Annotated in this window: 18 protein-coding genes; 8 read left to right on the top strand and 10 right to left on the bottom strand. The window is 45.8% G+C overall.

Annotated features, from left to right (window positions below):
- From serS to GWR21_RS16875, 3 genes are all read left to right on the top strand, one after another.
- Entirely contained in the window at positions 1-1,275 is a 1,275-nt protein-coding gene (gene serS, locus GWR21_RS16885) for a serine--tRNA ligase (protein ID WP_162332885.1), read from the top strand.
- Between the two features lie 70 nt (positions 1,276-1,345).
- Entirely contained in the window at positions 1,346-1,891 is a 546-nt protein-coding gene (locus GWR21_RS16880) for a GNAT family N-acetyltransferase (protein WP_162332884.1), read from the top strand.
- The gene (locus tag GWR21_RS16875; protein WP_162332883.1) at positions 1,888-2,973 is read left to right on the top strand and encodes a ThiF family adenylyltransferase; all 1,086 of its coding nucleotides are present in this window, start codon (positions 1,888-1,890) and stop codon (positions 2,971-2,973) included. The genes GWR21_RS16880 and GWR21_RS16875 overlap by 4 nt, the downstream gene beginning before the upstream one ends.
- A gap of 108 nt (positions 2,974-3,081) precedes the next feature.
- Here GWR21_RS16875 and GWR21_RS16870 read toward each other — a convergent pair whose 3' ends face one another.
- On the bottom strand, positions 3,082-4,245 hold the full coding sequence (locus tag GWR21_RS16870) for a PepSY-associated TM helix domain-containing protein (RefSeq protein ID WP_162332882.1): 1,164 nt from the start codon (positions 4,243-4,245) through the stop codon (positions 3,082-3,084).
- A gap of 323 nt (positions 4,246-4,568) precedes the next feature.
- The gene (locus tag GWR21_RS16865; RefSeq protein ID WP_162332881.1) at positions 4,569-4,937 is read right to left on the bottom strand and encodes a DUF7009 family protein; all 369 of its coding nucleotides are present in this window, start codon (positions 4,935-4,937) and stop codon (positions 4,569-4,571) included.
- Between the two features lie 74 nt (positions 4,938-5,011).
- Between GWR21_RS16865 and moaD the strand changes: the two genes are divergently transcribed.
- Both moaD and GWR21_RS16855 read left to right on the top strand, forming a co-directional pair.
- Positions 5,012-5,242, top strand: coding sequence for a molybdopterin converting factor subunit 1 (gene moaD / locus GWR21_RS16860; RefSeq protein WP_162332880.1), 231 nt, complete (start codon positions 5,012-5,014; stop codon positions 5,240-5,242).
- 191 nt (positions 5,243-5,433) lie between these two features.
- The gene (locus GWR21_RS16855; protein ID WP_162332879.1) at positions 5,434-5,850 is read left to right on the top strand and encodes a molybdopterin synthase catalytic subunit; all 417 of its coding nucleotides are present in this window, start codon (positions 5,434-5,436) and stop codon (positions 5,848-5,850) included.
- Positions 5,851-5,918: 68 nt separating this feature from the next.
- Here GWR21_RS16855 and GWR21_RS16850 read toward each other — a convergent pair whose 3' ends face one another.
- From GWR21_RS16850 to moaC, 6 genes are all read right to left on the bottom strand, one after another.
- Complete coding sequence (locus GWR21_RS16850) at positions 5,919-6,602, bottom strand: hypothetical protein (RefSeq protein WP_162332878.1); 684 nt, start codon at positions 6,600-6,602, stop codon at positions 5,919-5,921.
- 20 nt (positions 6,603-6,622) lie between these two features.
- Positions 6,623-7,171 (bottom strand): hypothetical protein, encoded by a 549-nt coding sequence (locus tag GWR21_RS16845; RefSeq protein WP_202928954.1) that lies wholly within the window; start codon positions 7,169-7,171, stop codon positions 6,623-6,625.
- Between the two features lie 64 nt (positions 7,172-7,235).
- On the bottom strand, positions 7,236-9,272 hold the full coding sequence (locus GWR21_RS16840) for a TonB-dependent receptor (RefSeq protein ID WP_162332876.1): 2,037 nt from the start codon (positions 9,270-9,272) through the stop codon (positions 7,236-7,238).
- A 58-nt stretch (positions 9,273-9,330) separates the two neighbouring features.
- On the bottom strand, positions 9,331-9,648 hold the full coding sequence (locus GWR21_RS16835; RefSeq protein WP_162332875.1) for a hypothetical protein: 318 nt from the start codon (positions 9,646-9,648) through the stop codon (positions 9,331-9,333).
- Positions 9,649-9,878: 230 nt separating this feature from the next.
- Positions 9,879-10,463 (bottom strand): NTP transferase domain-containing protein, encoded by a 585-nt coding sequence (locus tag GWR21_RS16830; protein WP_162332874.1) that lies wholly within the window; start codon positions 10,461-10,463, stop codon positions 9,879-9,881.
- Between the two features lie 10 nt (positions 10,464-10,473).
- Positions 10,474-10,956, bottom strand: a complete 483-nt coding sequence (gene moaC, locus GWR21_RS16825; RefSeq protein WP_162332873.1) for a cyclic pyranopterin monophosphate synthase MoaC — start codon at positions 10,954-10,956, stop codon at positions 10,474-10,476.
- A 43-nt stretch (positions 10,957-10,999) separates the two neighbouring features.
- Between moaC and GWR21_RS16820 the strand changes: the two genes are divergently transcribed.
- From GWR21_RS16820 to GWR21_RS16810, 3 genes are all read left to right on the top strand, one after another.
- The gene (locus GWR21_RS16820) at positions 11,000-12,208 is read left to right on the top strand and encodes a molybdopterin molybdotransferase MoeA (RefSeq protein WP_162332872.1); all 1,209 of its coding nucleotides are present in this window, start codon (positions 11,000-11,002) and stop codon (positions 12,206-12,208) included.
- Positions 12,209-12,375: 167 nt separating this feature from the next.
- Positions 12,376-13,815, top strand: a complete 1,440-nt coding sequence (locus GWR21_RS16815; protein ID WP_238429842.1) for a DUF1800 domain-containing protein — start codon at positions 12,376-12,378, stop codon at positions 13,813-13,815.
- Between the two features lie 25 nt (positions 13,816-13,840).
- A complete protein-coding gene (locus GWR21_RS16810; protein WP_162332871.1) occupies positions 13,841-15,055 on the top strand; it encodes a DUF1501 domain-containing protein in 1,215 nt (404 codons plus the stop codon).
- Here GWR21_RS16810 and GWR21_RS16805 read toward each other — a convergent pair.
- Together GWR21_RS16805 and GWR21_RS16800 are read right to left on the bottom strand one after the other, a co-directional pair.
- Positions 15,052-15,549 carry a hypothetical protein gene (locus tag GWR21_RS16805; protein WP_162332870.1) on the bottom strand — a complete coding sequence of 166 codons (498 nt, stop codon included), beginning with the start codon at positions 15,547-15,549 and terminating at the stop codon, positions 15,052-15,054. The genes GWR21_RS16810 and GWR21_RS16805 overlap by 4 nt on opposite strands.
- Before the next feature lie 149 nt (positions 15,550-15,698).
- Positions 15,699-17,747, bottom strand: coding sequence for an OPT family oligopeptide transporter (locus GWR21_RS16800; RefSeq protein ID WP_162332869.1), 2,049 nt, complete (start codon positions 17,745-17,747; stop codon positions 15,699-15,701).
- Between the last annotated feature and the right edge of the window lie 123 nt (positions 17,748-17,870).

The following is a 17,870-nucleotide window of genomic DNA, read 5'->3' as shown; positions in this document are numbered from 1 at the left end:
ATGTTACAAGTTCCGTTCATTCGTCAAAACAAGGCCGAGGTGCTGGAAAGGCTTACGCTGAAGAACTTCAGGGAGCTGACTCTGGTAGATCAGGTACTTGAGCTGGACGACAAGCGCAAGAAATTAACCCTTGAGTATGATGAGACACAGGCAAAAGTAAACTCGACTTCAAAAGAGATCGGTAAGCTGATGTCACAGGGCCAGAAAGATGAAGCGGAATCACGTAAAGCAGAAGTAGCATCACTGAAAGAAAAGCTGCATCCTATTAACGAGGAGCTGGCAGCTACAGAAAAGCTTCTGCACGATACTTTGGTAAAACTGCCTAACCTTCCGTCTCCGTTAGTACCTCCGGGTAAAACGCCGGAAGAGAATGTGGAAGTCCGTACCGGTGGCGACATCCCTACACTATTTGAAGGGGCTGTTCCTCACTGGGACCTGGCAAAGAAATATGACCTGATCGATTTCGAACTGGGAAATAAGATCACTGGCGCCGGTTTCCCGGTGTACAAGAACCGTGGCGCACGTTTACAGCGCGCTATGATCCAGTATTTCCTTAACTATAATACCCAGCACGGTTATACTGAATTTCAGGTGCCTCACCTGGTGAACAGTGATTCCGGTTACGGTACAGGACAGCTACCTGACAAAGAAGGACAGATGTACTTTGTAGGAGAAGATGAGTTATACCTCATCCCAACTGCCGAAGTACCGCTGACCAACATTTTCAGAGATGAGATCCTGAAGGATACCGAACTGCCGGTTAGACTGACGGGTTATACACCTTGTTTCCGCCGTGAGGCTGGCTCTTATGGTAAAGACGTACGGGGTCTGAACCGGCTGCACCAGTTTGACAAAGTTGAAATAGTACAGGTTGTACATCCGGAAAAATCTTACGAAATACTGGATGAGATGGTAGCGCATGTGGAAGAACTGGTGAAATCACTGGAACTGCCATACCGTATCCTCCGCCTTTGTGGTGGCGATATGGGCTTTGCGTCCGCATTAACATACGACTTCGAAGTATATAGCACTGCTCAGCAGAAATGGCTGGAAGTGAGCTCTGTATCTAACTTCGAATCTTTCCAGGCAAATCGTGCGAAGATCCGTTTCAAGGACGGTGGTGGTAAACCACAGCTGGTGCATACGCTGAATGGCAGCTCCCTGGCATTGCCGCGTATCCTGGCGTGTATCCTGGAGAACAATCAGACGCCGGACGCTATCAATATTCCGAAGGTATTGCAGCCATATTTCGGTGCAGATAAGATCACACTCTAATAGCGTAATATTTAAATAATATAAAGGCGTTGCATTCATGCAACGCTTTTTTTGTGCTTACATTTGTAATATGCAGCACTTTCTCCCAAATGGGCAAGTATTGTTGTTACGCCCTGCCACCCTCGAAGACGCTCCTGCCCTGCTGGCTTTGTATCAGCAGCTGACTTCCGAAACCGGTTTTCTGCTCATGACAAAGCAGGAAGCTGCGGCATTGACCGTTGCAGATGAAGAAGCTTTTTTGCATACCTTCTGCCATCATCCCCAGCACCTGATGCTGATAGCCGTGATTGATAACCGCTTCGCGGGTAGTGTATCTATCAAACAGTCCGGTTTTAGAAAAGAAAGACATCTCGGGCAACTGGGCATAGCTGTTCTGCACGAATACTGGAATATGGGGATTGGGCGCCGGCTCATGACAGCCGCGCTCCGGTGGGCAGAACAACATGAAGATTTGGAAATCATACACTTCAACGTGTTTGCAAACAATGAAAGAGCTATTCAGTTGTATCGTAACTTTGGTTTTATGGAATATGGCCGTTTGCAGGCTGCTTTTAAACAGTCAGACGGCACATATGGCGATTCAATATTTATGTCTAAAAGGATAAAGAACGGATGATGCAACGATATGACAGACACCTGAAACTAGAGGGCTTTGGACCAGCTAAACAGCAACTGCTGAATAATGCCGCCGTACTGATTATCGGCGCCGGCGGATTAGGCGTACCGGTACTACAATATCTTACCGCAATGGGCGTAGGCCGGATAGGGATCGTAGAACATGACGATATCTCCCTGACCAATCTGCAAAGACAGGTACTTTATCATACCAATGAAGTCGGACAACCGAAGCTGCGCACGGCCGTACAGCGTTTAGCGCAACTGAACCCCGAGGTGAATTTTTCCATGCATGACACATGGATCATGCCTGATAATGCCCTGGATATTATTGCGCCCTATGATGTAGTGGTTGATTGTACTGATAATTTTGGTACCCGCTACCTGGTCAATGATGCCTGTGTTATCCTGAATAAACCATTTGTGTATGGCGCTATTCATAAGTATGAAGGACAGGTCAGTGTATTTAATTATAATGGGAGTGCCACTTACCGTTGTTTATTCCCGGAGCAACCGGAACCAGGTACAATGCTTAATTGCAGCGATATTGGGGTGCTGGGGATTCTTCCCGGGATTATTGGCTCCTATCAGGCCAATGAAACAGTGAAAATTATTACTGGTATAGGAGCGCCATTAAGCAATCAGCTGCTGACAATTGACACACTTTACAACGTTCACCATACCTTTCAGATCAAGCCAGTGCCAGGTAATCATCATATTACGGCCTTACAGGAAACATATGATCAGCCATGTGATACCGGCGGTGTCAGAAGTTTATCCGTACATCAGCTGCAACAATGGTTAGAAACCGGTAAGCCGGTACAGCTGATCGACGTGAGAGAACCGGATGAATGGGAGATATGCAGTATTCCGCAGGCGATGCATATACCTATGCGTATGGTAGGTGGCGTCATGTCTCAGCTGAATAAAGAGGTGCCCGTAGCCCTGTTGTGCCATCATGGTATGCGCAGTCTGATGATCGCGCAGCAACTGGATGCTGCTGGATTCCCTGCTGTATATAACATTGAAGGCGGCATTCATGCCTGGGCGGCTGAGATAGATGCGGAAATGAATATGTACTAATAGCACAGTGGCATAAATACCATTGTCAGCATAAATAAGCGGGGGACAAAATGATCATCATTTTGCCCCCCGTTATTATGAGTTGTAGCCTGCCTGGTACTGTATTATTTATTGTATTGCAGGCCTGGGTTCAGCTGTTCTATTAACCGGTAGTTTTTTCTTCACCATTACGGCCGGCTTCTTTTTCTTTCTGCCCATCCAGATCATGAATCCGGATATGGGGAGTGTGAAGGCCACCAGCGATGCGATCAGTGCGATTATTTTGGTGGGAACGCCATAGAAACTTCCTGTATGTATCGGGTAGATCCATCTCCTGGCAATAGTGCCTCTACTCTCATTATCGTACAATCTTTCTTTCACCAGTTCAGCAGTGCCTGCCTGAAAATAGAGGAAGTCAGCGACATTGTCATGTCTGGTCCTGTTTTCCTTGGCAGCAGAAATAGCCAGACTGTCTGTTTCTGCAAAACGGATAGTGATCTTACCTTCATAAGGCAATCTTTCATTGGTTTTAGCCAGGATCTTTTCCAGGTAAGCGATACCGGTGTTTTCTACCGCCAGGCTGGTAGGAGCTACGATCTTTTGCTGTTTGGTACTACCATCAAACGCCAGGTAAAGCAGGTTATTCACCCATTTATAGCTCCATACTAACCCTGTTACTGCAATAAAGAACAATACGATATGGACATAAAATCCGAAAACTGCATGAAGGTCCCAGTTGAGACGTTTGAAAGAGGCATTCCATTTCACACGGAAACGCTGTTTCCTGTTGTTTCGCTTCGGCCACCAGAGTATTAGTCCGGTGAGGATCAGGATGGTAAAAATAGAACAGGAAACGCCTGTAATGACCTTGCCGGTTTCTCCCATACAGAGATAGCGGTGTAACTGTAATACGACAGAGAAGAATCGCTTATTGCCCGGCAATGAGGAAATGATCCTGCCGGTGTAAGGGTCTACCGCTACATACAGCTGGTTCTTGATCTCCTTTACTTTTCCCTTCCTTAAGAGGTATACGATGCTGCGATTGGCTTCCGGCTCCACGACAATCTGAAAGATTTTGTACTTCGGATTTTCCCTTTGTACATAATCCGTGAGATTATCCAGCGGCTGCCGGGGTGTGTTAGCGGGTATTTCTACATAGAAAAAAGAAGACCGGAAGGTATGTTCCAGTTCCTCTTCAAATACAAGCAGGCTGCCCGTCCCTGCTACGATCAGGACCACTATGCCGGAAATGATGCCGAGCCAGAGATGTAACCAGCCAAATATTTTTTTCATGCTTAGAAATGTATAAGAAATTGTCGCCTGTCAGTTTTCTGGTGCTTCCCGGAATGTTTAGGTGAATACTAAACATTGACCAGACGACTTTTCCACAAAGAACGATCAGTCCGAACCGGATGACTAATCGAAACGGGAAAATTATTTATCTAAAGCGGAAAAATCCGGTGCACAGGTGTTTCCCTGTCAGAAAGATGTCATATTTTGTAGGACAAGTTATTCCTGATGTAAGTAGTCGGCACGTACATCTGCTGACTGGTGTGCTTGTCTGATACGGGCAAGATGGCATGTGCTGAGCCGCTGATCTCTATATAAATAATTGATTAGCAGCTTTGTAATGGATTATCAAATGCATTGCTGTCATCTTCGCTACGTTCTGTGAGGCATTTGAAATCTTTTTCCACCAGTATGTGAAGGGACGATCCATCTGCATTGGGAATCTCTGCTGAAAAGCCTACCTGGTCGGTGTCCGCCCATTCGGTGATCTGTTCTTTTGGGAAAGATAGATGTATAGCAGATCCTTCCAGTTTGATGAAGGGGGCATTAGCGCCTTGCTTTGCCTTAATACAAAAATGCAGGGTACCTGCTCCGATGATAGTTGCTTCTTCTACTTTTCCATCATTCTTGAGAATGTCTACGTCTTTTTTGTCCAGACGATAACGAATGCTATTGCCTCTGATTCTTATTTTCATTTGATTGTTATTTGATATATCACCTGTTAAATTACTACAATATCGTAGCTTTATCTAAATTTCATAAGAGGGATATGCGCATTTTATTATTTGGCATAGCGAAAGATATAGCAGGTGCGCCTGTTATTACGGCGGAAGGGATCACCACAGTAGCGGCACTGAGAGCCTGGTTGTACACAAAATACCCTTCCCTGGAACAGTTACGTTCCTTAATGATTGCGGTGAACAAGGTATATGCAAATGACGGAGATGTCTTGCAGGATAGTGATGAAATTGCAGTGATTCCTCCGGTAAGTGGTGGGTGACATAGTATACTTTACCATTGAGATAATCGGAGGAATAAAGCTCGCGATAAAGACGATCCAGATGATTGCCTCTACAATTGGATGTATTCTTATAACAAACAATGTTTTAAGGGGCCAATATTAGAGCATTTTCATTTTGCTGTAAAAAATATTTCTTCTCAAAATACTCAAATTCGCTGAGCAAAAATCAGATGAACAAGTTAATAAAAATAGATAGCAATGTGACCGTGCAACAGGCATTAGACTTCGTTGAAACGCCCGACTGCGGAGGCGTTGTAGTCTTCTCCGGCAATGTACGCGATAACACAAAAGGAAAAAAAGTGAACAAACTTTTCTTTGAATGTTATGAGCCGATGGCGTTATCAGAAATGGAGAAGATTGCAGATTATACCATTGAACATTTTGGTGTCAGAAGAATAGCGATGTTGCACATCGTGGGTGAAAAATTACCAGGCGAGGTAGTGGTTGTAATCGCAGTAGCGGCTCCACATCGCGCGGCTGCATTTGATGCCTGTGAATATGCGATTGATATACTGAAAGAAACGGTCCCCATCTGGAAAAAAGAATACTTTGAAGATGGGGAGATATGGGTGGCTGCACACCCGTAGTAATAAAATATAAAAAGGGTACCTCAGCAAAACGCCGGATACCCTTTTGTTTTATGCTTCATCACTAGTTATTCATGCTCTTCTGCATGTACTTCGAATGTGAGTTTTACGACATCCGTTCCTGCATATTTACTGGCATAATCCGTATGGTTCCAGTCAGTACGTTCAATCTTTCCTTTTGTCGTCGCATCATTGAATTTCCGCAGCACATAAGAGATGTCTGCTTCAGCGCCACTGTTCGCTTCCCCCAATGTGAAATAAGCAAGGATACCCGTTGTTTCATACTTTCCGTTCACCGCGCTACCATCACCATATGCCTGCTCTCGCGGCTGGAATATGGCGCCGTTTTCTGCATCGCCTGTAGTTGGATTCAGGATGAAATTGCCACCACTAAGGAATACTTTAAATGAATCTGCCACTGCTTTGCTGGTGAGGAAGCTTTGCTGTAACTCTTTTCCTGCGCTGTTAAACAGGCGGAACTGCATCCGGTATATTTTATGCGGATCGAGATGCACGTGTCCGTTCTGTGCTTCTCCTTTGTCATTAAATAACACAGCTATGCTGTCTTTCTCTCCGGTCTTCTCAGCCAGATCATGAAAATGATCGCCATGTGCACTACCATTTACCTCAATGAAATCAAGGCGTGAAGAGGCAACAATAGCTGGATTTTCTGGTGTAATTTTTTCATCATCTTTACTACATGCTGTTAAGAATATAGCAGCGGCGGCAAATGCATAACAATACTTTTTCATGTTCGTATGTTTATTGGTTTTTATTCAACAGGGTGTAATTCAAATTTTAAGTCGAGATCAGTCGCTCCTGCAAGCTTCGTCTGGTAGTTGGCGTTGTTCCAGTCATCAGGTGTTACCTGTGCCTTTACACCTGGATTAAGATGCCTCATGAGATATTGTAATGTAAAAGTGGATGCACTTTTAACAATGTGCAGGTAACCGGTGACACCTACCTGATCATCTCCATATGTATAATCCATTACACCATCCGGTGCACCGAGTATGACCGCCTGGTGTATATCTGCCCTGTCCAGGAAGGTTTGTTGTATTTCACGGCCCGCATAGTCGCGTGCAATAAGTGTCATTTTGTAAGATCTGCCGGTATGCAGGTGGAGGTGAAATCCGGCAGGCGCATTACCCTGCTCATCAAACTGTATAGTATCAATGGCAGCACCATCAATAGCATGTGCATGTCCTGTGCTAAAATCACCATCCCATTCAACTTCCTGTAGCAGCAGTGATGTTTTACCTACCTCTTCCTGGTCTTTTTCCGGTACCGGATCTTCTTTGGAACACGATGAAAATGTCATAATACCGAAGCTGATTATCCCTAGGAGGAGATAGCTGTGTAACTTGTTCATAGTTGTATATTGTTTAGAATGTATAATGAATCCTGAGTGTAAAGTTTCTACCCATTTCATGTGCGTAATACCTGAACCGGTCCATGTAATCTTTATAAAGATTATTGGTGATGTTTTCTACCGTAAGGCTTACTGATAGTGATGTAAACTTCATGGCTGCTGTCGCGGAAAGCAGGTGATACGCAGGTGGTGGTGGCGCATAATCACTATGCACCCTGTAACGTCGCTGCCGGGCAACATACCGGTGCTCCATTTTTAAGTAAGCGTGTTTATAATCCCATTGCAGACCATGATCTATACGGTCAGCTGGTATGTAGGGAAGGTATTCCCTGCTTCTGATGAGAGATACATTCGCTGTATATGTAAGGGGTGGCAGAAAGTGATAGCTTCCTCCGAAGTCAAAGCCAGCAAAAGCCGCATCGGTCTGCTCGTACATGAAGATCGGGAATGTACCGCGCACCGTTCTCCTGACCGTGTCCGGATTAGGTTGTGCATAGATGTAATTCCTGATGTAGTGACCATATACATCCAGGTGTAACTGTATTTGTTTACTGGTGTATGATAAAGAGTTGACCCATTTATATCCCTGTTCACTTTTCATATCCGGATTGCCGATCTCATAGATAGCGGCACCATGATGTAATCCGTCGCTATACAATTCATTGGCAGTTGGTGCTCTCCATGCCAGTCCTATATTGGTGCGTAATTCAAAGTAGTCGTCGATATGTAATACGCCACCTAATGCGCCGGAGACATTATGAAATGTTCTGTTAGCAGTAAAGAGATTGAGGTCAAAACCGCCATTGTCATTGAAATGGGAATAGTCATACCGGTAGCCGGCTGCGTCAAAATATTTAACATCATATCTGATGCCTGCTTCCAGCTCGTACTGCTCTTTTACCAGTCGTGCTACAGCATAGGTACCGAATGAATAACTATCATAATTCGGTATCAGTGGTGTCGTGCCGGTACCAGGTGTATTGTTATTAACCTGCATCATGCCATTCATTCCCCACGTGCTTTTCAGTCCACTCTTATGCCGGCGTGTATAGGCTGCGTCCAGTGTCTGGGTAGTGAGTACAAGATCCATCATCGGTTTGACGTCATTGCCGGCGCCTCTTCGGACATCAAATTCCTGCCGGCGATTGCGCTGTATGGCGTACTGTATCTCCAGGTCTTTATGATGCCAGGTAAGTTTGCCGAGATCGTGCGTTACCTGCTGACGTGGCGCATTGATGTCGTAAGTGAAATTATATTGTTCAAATGGCCTGCCGTGTGCGATACGTGCTTCGATATCTTCTATAGTACCAATATGCGCACTGTGCAGAATACCGATCTGTGTGCTGAAATGGCTAAAGTAGGCATCCAGTGATCTGTATTTGAGGGCACCTGAAAAGTTACTTTCATTCATACCGGTATTGCCCAGGTAATAGCCGGCTGTTTTTATATTTCCTGCTTTTTTGAAGGAGCCCTGTACCCGCCAGCCCAGTCCGTGTATGTTGCCATTCAGGACACCGGCGATATTGCCGGAGCGTCCATTGCTGGCAGCATTCAGATGCACTTCTCCTTTTACTATGCCTGTATCCGGTAAAGGGGCTGGTTTCACCAGTATCACTCCGCCTAGTGCATCCGCGCCATAGCGTACGCCTTCCGCGCCTTTAATAACGGTCAGTTCTTTAGCGATGTAGGCATCTACTTCGGGCGCATGCTCAGTACCCCATTGCTGTCCTTCCTGCCGTACGCCATTGTTCAGTATCAGTACCCTGTTACTGTGCATCCCGTTGATGACAGGCTTCTCGATGGAATGACCTGTTTTAAGGATGCTTACACCCGGAAGGCTGGATAACGCGCCGGCAAGGCTTTTACCGCGTGTTTGTTCTAACTGTTCATTGCGTAACGACATGGCAGTGGCAGTACCTGTTTTTACAGGCGATTTACCTTTCACTTCGATGTCGCGCAGGCGAATAGTATCGCCTCTCTTATCCTGTGCCACTAAGGGTATGGCAAAAGACAACAGGCAAAACAGCGGCAGCTGTTTTGAAATCGACATGTATGTATAGTTTAAAGTGTTTTGAAGAGACTCAAAACTGTTGATGGCAGAACAATAGTTATGCTATAGATGGAGGACCTTTATTCAGACTGCTGGGTAAGGCAATCGCGGGAGGTGTATTGCATGGTACCTCCCTGATTATTTCAAATGTTGTGTTAACGTCAAGTAGTGAATAGATCTCACCCGTTAGTGACTGGTGCTTTTTCACCAGCAGATGTTCGCATATCTTACAGGCAGGGTCTTTGCCAAAATGCAGACTTTTTCCGGATGAGTAGTGATGATGGCGATAATCATGCAGAACCTGTACTGCCTGTACATAGCTGAATGCTATGAGCAGGAGATATGCTACGGCTCTGTATAGAATTGATCTTATCACGCAGCAAATATATACAGTTTGCATCTTTGTTGCAAATAGTTTTGAAGAAAAACTTACTTATTGGGCTGCACGAAATAAATACTGGGTCAGAAAAGGCAGTGTGGGTCGACCGGAGATTTACCGGGGACGTTTATGACAGGGAGGTATGAAAAAGTCCGCCATTAGCGGACGATTTACTATTTTTTAGCAACATATATTAGCTGAAAGATGAATACGACAAGGGCCATGCATCATAATCCCAGCTGCCTGCCAGCTTCTCTCATTTCTTCAGGCGTATTAGCATTGTATTGCTCTGCCGAAAAAGGATTCTCTATCTGGAAAATATCAGCATTCAGCAATGTTTTACGCGGACAGTTCCTGCCGGCAGCAAAGTTCTCCTGTAGCTTTTTCAACCCCGACGGCTCCCATATCGCAATCAATGGTTCCGGTAGCTGATTAAAGGGGCTGATAAGTGAGGTTGCGTCTTTGTCCGGCTTTCTTTCTGCAAGCAGATAGTTGATGGTCTGTTCACTGATCAGTGGAAGGTCTACTGCCAGTACCAGCCACGCGGTTTCGGGATAGGCAGCACTTGCGCTCAGCAGTCCTACAGAAGGTCCTGCTCCTTCCACATTGTCCATTATCACAGGAATGCCTGTATGTAGTGTCGCTTTTTGTTCTTCCCGGCACGAAACATACACATCTGGAATAACAGATTGTACGAGTTCGTATAGATATTGCCATTGCGGTTTGCCATGATATGCAATTTGACTTTTATCCTGTTGCATACGCGTACTCCGGCCTCCGCAGAGAATGAGTCCTTTTAATGGTGCTGCCATGTCACTGTTTTTAAAAATCGCGTTTGCCGCCTGTTTTACTGATCAGTCGTGTTCCCTGTATCACCATCTCATGTGTGAATGCTTTACACATATCATAAATGGTTAATGCTGCTACACTGGCACCTGTCAGCGCTTCCATTTCCACGCCTGTCTTTCCGGTGGTCTTCACAGTACAGCGTATCACGGCTTCCTCATTTTCAAGCGTAATATCCACCTGACAACCGTCCAGCAGCAATGTATGACATAGCGGGATCAGCTCCGGTGTTCTTTTTGCACCCATGATGCCCGCTAGTATAGCGGTCTGGAATACGGCCCCTTTCTTTGTCTGAATATCCGTTCCGCTGAACTGCTGCCTGACGATTTCCGGTAGAAATACCCTGCTTTCCGCTACTGCCACACGCACGGTTGCTGACTTCCCGCTCACATCTACCATGGTTGGTTGATCTGCTGCGTTGAGATGCGAAAATTCCTGTTGACTTGAATCATTGCTCATAATGGAATAAATTTACAACTAAAGCAATCAAACCTCCAAAACAATGCTGATAGACGTAACAGCCGCATATGCTGCGGTAATGAGTACCGTTCGTGATTTCGGAATGGAACAATTGCCATTTACTGCTGCCACCGGACGTATCCTGCGGGAACCGGTATTATCTGACAGAGACTTTCCTCCCTATGACAGGGCCATGATGGATGGAATAGCCATAGACTATGAAACTTATGCCAAAGGTCAGACTGTCTTTGGTGTGGAAGATATGCAGGCAGCCGGTATGCCCCGTAAACAACTGGGAAATACTGCGAATTGTATGGAAGTGATGACCGGAGCGATCATGCCGGAAATGACCGATACGGTGATACAGTATGAGCATCTGACAGTCTCAGAGCATGAAGGGTTCAGGCGCTTTACCATTAATGCCGCAGTAGCAAAAGGGCAGCATATTCACCGGCAGGGTACCGATGCGGCTGCAGGTCAGCTGGTTATTCCTGCAGGTACCTGGCTGACAGCGGCGGAGATTGGTGTGCTTGCATCGGTTGGTAAGACGATGGTTAATGTGAGCAGGTTGCCCAAAGTGGCAGTGATTGCTACTGGTGATGAACTGGTACCTGTAGGTGATACCCCGGATATCCATCAGGTAAGGATCTCCAACTCCTATAGCCTGGCCGCTGCCCTGAAAGAACTGGGTATAGAGGCTACCTGTTATCACGTGGAAGATAACGAGGCTGCTATACAGGCGTTATTTACTTCCTTAAAGACAATGGATGCCTGGATATGTACAGGAGCTGTATCCGCTGGAAAATACGATTATCTGCCACATGTACTGGAACAGATGGGTATGCAGCAGGTATTTCATAAAGTACAGCAACGTCCGGGCAAACCTTTTCTGTTCGGAAAGTTTGAAGAAGGGCCGGTAGTATTTGCGTTGCCGGGTAATCCTGTGTCGGGTTTTATGTGCTGCTACCGGTACGTGTTGCCATGGTTACGTGCCTGTATGCAGTATGACGCACCGCCTGTACCACATGCGGTATTAGGTGCCGATGTGAACTTCGCCTCTCCGCTGACCTATTTTATGCCGGTACGCCTGCACCCTGTGGCGGGTGGACAGTTAGTAGCCCTTCCCCCACCCTATCATGGTTCCGGTGATCTGGCTGCATTGCTGCAGGCGGATGGATTCCTGGAATTACCCCCAGAGCAGAGGGTATTTGCAAAGGGGAGCAGTTATCCGGTATGGCGATTCCGTCAGTAATTACATGATTCACAACTGCCGTAATGATATTTGTTAACAGTGAAACGGGCTATTTTTATTTTGTAATAGCTGCATGTGCACTGTTAACAATTTCATCATGTTAAATCCTGTGCCCGCTGTTAAACCTTTACGATCGCCAGTTGTCAAATCCCAAATCTATTTCCTGTATGGCCGCTATTCCTGAAAAACTGCAAATGCAACACCTGGCATGGAGAGCCGGTTTTGGTGCTTCCCCCTCCATCATAGAAGACTGGACCCATAAAAAACGTAGTAAGGTCATCAGCAGAATATTGACCGGGCCTGAGAAAGATGCGCAGACACCACTGAAGGTAAGGGACGTCTCGGATCTCCCTGATCGCAACAAATCAATGTCACCGGAAGAGAAGCGGGAAGTGAACAGGATGAACCGCCAGGGCATCAGGGAACTTAATCTGCAATGGTTAAACGAAATGGTGCAAAGCGAACATCCTCTCCGGGAGAAGATGGCGCTTTTCTGGCATGGCCACTTTGCGTGCCGTACGCAAAATGTGCTGTTCAATCAGCAGCTGTTGCAGGTTATAAGAGAGAATGCATTGGGCAATTTCGCCGAATTACTGACGGCTGTATCCAAGTCTCCAGCTATGTTACAGTTCCTGAACAATCAGCAGAACTACAAAGCGCATCCCAATGAGAACTTTGCCCGCGAAGTAATGGAACTGTTCACGATGGGTAGAGGACATTATACGGAAATGGATATTAAAGAAGCTGCCCGTGCCTTTACCGGCTGGGGATATGAAGGTGATGGCAGTTTTGTATTCAGGCCCAAACGACATGACAATAGCGATAAGACTGTGTTAGGGAAGACAGGCAACTTTACAGGCGATGATGTATTGAAGATATTACTTGAAAGAAAAGAAACAGCCAGATATATCACCGGGAAAATATACCGGTACTTTGTCGATGAAAATCCTGATGAAGCAAGAATAAATGCACTGGCAGATAAGTTCTATACCTCCGGATATGATATTGATGCATTAATGCAACACCTCTTCAATGCAGACTGGTTTTATGATGAGCGCCTTATTGGCACACGGATAAAATCACCGGTGGAACTACTTGTAGGTTTACGCAAGACAGTACCGGTAGCGTTTGAAAAAGAAGAGGTGCTATTATCTTTTCAACAGGTACTGGGGCAAGTGTTGTTTTATCCGCCCAATGTAGCCGGATGGCCAGGTGGACGCAACTGGATAGACAGCTCCAGTCTGATGTATCGTATGCAACTGCCTAAGATGATCTTTTATGAAGAAGAGTTTAACATCACGCCCAAAGAGATCACGCCTGAAATGGGCATGGGTAGTTATAAAGTGACGATGCAGCTGAATGAATCTGTCCGGAAACAATATGCAAAAAAGATCAAAGGGGTTATTAACTGGGATGCGTTGCTGAAAGATTATGAGAAGGTACCACGTGAGAAACTGGCAGATGCGATTGCAGGATCTTTACTGCAAACAAATAAGCATGTCAGCAGACAATTACTGGAGAACTATGCTGATGCCTCCTCCCGTGAAAATTATATTAAAACCATTGCGATTGCAGTCATGAGCACACCGGAATACCAGTTGTGCTAATGTATCCACTTAAAAAAATTAACTCATGGAGATCTTAAACAGAAGACGTTTTTTACAGGTAGGATCATTGGCCTCTGCTTCCCTGATGATGCCCAGGTTCCTCAAGGCATTGGAAAGAGATAATATGGTGCCTCCAGGAAACAAGGTACTGGTAGTGGTACAATTGTCGGGCGGCAATGATGGATTGAATACGGTCATTCCTTACCGGAATGATATTTACTACAAACTACGTCCTACGCTGGGTATTTCCCGGGAGCAGGCCTTATCACTCACAGATGAAACAGGCTTACATCCTGCGTTACAGGGTATGAAGGCATTGTATGACGAAGGATCGCTGGCATTGCTGAACAATGTAGGATATCCTAATCCTGATCGCTCACATTTCCGGTCAATGGATATCTGGCAGTCCGCAAGTTCATCTGCGGAGAACTGGACAGATGGCTGGATCGGTCGTTTTCTTGATGCACAGTGTAAAGGATGTGATAAGCCGGTACAGGCACTGGAAATAGACGATACGTTAAGTCTGGCGATGAAGGGTGATGTGCAGAAAGGACTGGCCTTTAAGGATCCTGATAAACTGCAGGCTGCGGCCAATGATCGTATGTTCAGAGAGCTGTTGAATAAGCACTCGGGTGGACATACAGTAACAGATGATCATCAACCAGTGGATTATCTGTATAAGACGATGGGCGCGACAATGTCTTCTGCTGAATATATTAAAGGTCAGTTCAGGGCATATAAAACGAAAGAGCTCTTCCCTGCTACGGAACTGGGTAAAAATATGCAGACGATTGCACGCCTGATCATGTCAGATATCAGTACCAAAGTATACTACGTCTCTCACGGTGCATTTGATACCCATGTGAATCAGCTGGCTTCACAGCAAACGCAGTTGAAACGACTGGATGAGGCAATTACGGCATTGACAAAGGAACTGAAGAATAATCACCGTTTTCAGGATGTGGTGATTGTAACCTTTTCTGAATTTGGTCGTCGTGTGGAGCAAAATGCCGGCGGTGGCACCGACCATGGCACCGCCAATAACATGTTCATCATTGGTGGAGGTCTTAAGCAACGGGGCCTGCTTAATGAAGGACCTGATCTGGCCAATCTGAAAGATGGAGACCTGCAGTATACCGTCGATTTCAAAAGTGTATATGCGACCTTGCTGAAGAAATGGCTTGCGGCAGATGATGCGGCCATTCTGAAGCAGCAATATCCTCACCTGTCGTTTGTTTAACGGGCAGCTTTGACGATGGTGCGGATGAAACCATATTTTGCTTCTTTGGGAGAGATGGCGCCTGAACTATCTACCAGTGTGCCATAGAATTTACCTTCGATAAGGCTGTCTTGTACCGTGGTGATTTCAAATGTGAAAGTACCGAGCTGTTGATTTGCGATCTGATGGGTGTTGGGAATGCTGGAAAATAGTGTAAGACTATTCCCATCACTTGAATGAAAGATGCCTTTTCTGAGCCCGTCGCCGGTGCCTAAGAGTGTGATCGTTACTTCATCTGCTGTATAGCCATTTGCTGTGATGACCAGTTGGTCAATATCATTATTGGGATCAGTATCGGTAAGATTGGCCATTGTAAGGACGGCATTGGGATTTTCGCCTTCAAATATCATGTTGTCGAGTTCGAAAGCAACAAATTTGCGTAATTCTTCCTGATGTTCCTGTTCGCAGGCGGATAACAACAGACAGGCACAAAGAATGGTTAGGATAAGGCGCATAAAGGGGGTATTTTGTTTATAACGCAATAATAAGCAGTTAATTGTAAATAGCGGCTGCCTAAAGTAAAAATCCTGATCTGTACCAGATCAGGATTTTTCTTTTGAGAAGAATATGTTTGCATCCGGCACGCCGGATCTGTAAGGTGTTCTTATTTTTTGATCGCGATACGGTACAGGTAAGTACCCATACCCGCAAACGCCAGCGTACCTAAAAGGAAGTATCCGCCATGGCCCAGTACATTGGTTAAAGTACCTTCCATATTGATAGCTTCCAATGCTTTGGCGGAACCGTCAAATCCCGCAAGTATGGCTATAATAACTCCGGAAACTGCTCCACCGGCTACAAGTCCAGTGGCAAACAAATTACCTTTACCAAGCTCTTCTTCCTCTGCGGATAATTGTGCATTATCCTTTTTACGTTTTCTATCAACTATACCACGAATGGCACCACCAATGAAGATCGGGAGGGTGGTAGACAGTGGCAGATAGGCTCCTACAGCGAAGGAGAGGGCTTTGATACCGCAGAGTTCCATGGTGATAGCCAGAAACACCCCTACCAGTACGAACTGCCAATCCAGGTTGTAAGACAGAATACCTTTATCGAGGGTTGCCATCAGTGTACCCTGCGGAGCCGGATAGAATTCACTACCAATGGCATGTTTAGTTACACCTTTTGCAATCATTGCAGCAGTTGGTTTATCCAGGAATTTCACGGTCAGCCCGATCACGATAGAGGAAACGATCGCACCTATGAACAGGGATATCTGCTGATACATAGGTGTTGCACCCACTATATAACCAGATTTCAGGTCTTGTGAGGTACCACCAGCATTCGCAGCAGCAATACAGATCATACCACCTACTACCAGCGCCATAGGCTCATATGCTTTCCCACTCCATCCAACAGAAATGAATACGAGGCAGGTACCCATCAAAGTAGCGATTGTCATTCCAGAGATAGGGTTATTTGAAGAACCGATCAGACCAACGATCCGGCTGGATACAGTTACGAAGAAGGCGCCGAATATAACTACCAGAACACCTACCAACAATTTATTTACGATAGAGTCGCCAGGTAACTGAGGCAGAAATGCCATCAATAGGATCAGGGCGATGCTACCGAATAATACGATCTTTATGTTCAGGTCTCTTTCAGTACGTGGCACAGCTCCTTTTCCGCTGGTCGTATCCTGTTCATCTTTTTTCAGGGAGCCGATGCTGCCTTTGAAAGAGGAAATGATGGTAGGGATTGTTTTAATCAGCGTAATAAAACCACCCGCCGCTACCGCGCCAGCACCGATTTGACGTACATATGCCAGATAAACGGCCTTTGGATAATCTTTGAAGGTATGTAAAGCCGGATCCCATCCCGCACCACCACCTTCAGTTTGAAGATTCGCGAGATAGCCTAGTTTAACAAGTTGGGTAGCAATCATATCAGCCGGTAGCAGAGAAGCCAGTAAAGGGATTAGTACCAGCCAGGATAGCACGCCGCCAGCTACCAGTACACCAGCGATGCGTGGGCCGATAATATAGCCGACACCCATGTATTCCGGTGTAATTTCACCACCTACACGTGCAGAAGGGAAGTATTTATTGACTTGTTGAGTGACGAAATAAGGCGCTTCAGCCACCACATGAAATATCTTCTGAAAGACAGCATAAACCGCAGCAAATCCCAGACCCAGAAAGGCCGTCTTAGCAAAATCACCGCCTTTCTCGCCAGCGATCAGTACCTCACCACAGGCAGTACCTTCCGGATAAGGTAGTGTTTCATGCTCTTTTACGATCAATGACTTGCGCAGTGGGATCATCATAAGCGTACCCAGGATACCACCAAAGATGGCGAGGATCAGGATCGTCATGTAATTAAAGAACTCCTCACCACCACCATCTGTCAGGAACAGGAAACCTGGCAGGGTAAATACTACACCAGCAGCAATAGACTCACCTGCAGAACCCGTGGTCTGGATAATGTTGTTTTCAAGAATGGTCGTTTTGAAGAACTTACGACCCAGGGTGATAGCGATCACGGCGATAGGAATAGAGGCAGAAACAGTCAAACCTGCTTTTAATGCGAGGTATACAGTTGCGGCTCCGAAGATGATCCCAAAAATACAGCCCAGTATAATGGACTTGAGCGTAAACTCTTTCATATGCACTTCCGGCGATACGAAAGGCTTGAATTTATCTGCCATAAGTAGGTTTGATAGTGTAGATTTTTGTTGATTAAACGGCAATATAAGCGAAAAATCCTTTTTTGTGGCTGGTTTTCGGATAACCGGTCAATGCTGGCGCCGATCTTACCGGCTACAAATTAA

The sequence above is a fragment of the Chitinophaga agri genome, assembly GCF_010093065.1.
Lineage (GTDB): Bacteria > Bacteroidota > Bacteroidia > Chitinophagales > Chitinophagaceae > Chitinophaga > Chitinophaga agri.
The sequence above is the reverse complement of the archived record's forward strand: the minus strand, read 5'-3'. Positions and strand labels throughout refer to the sequence as shown.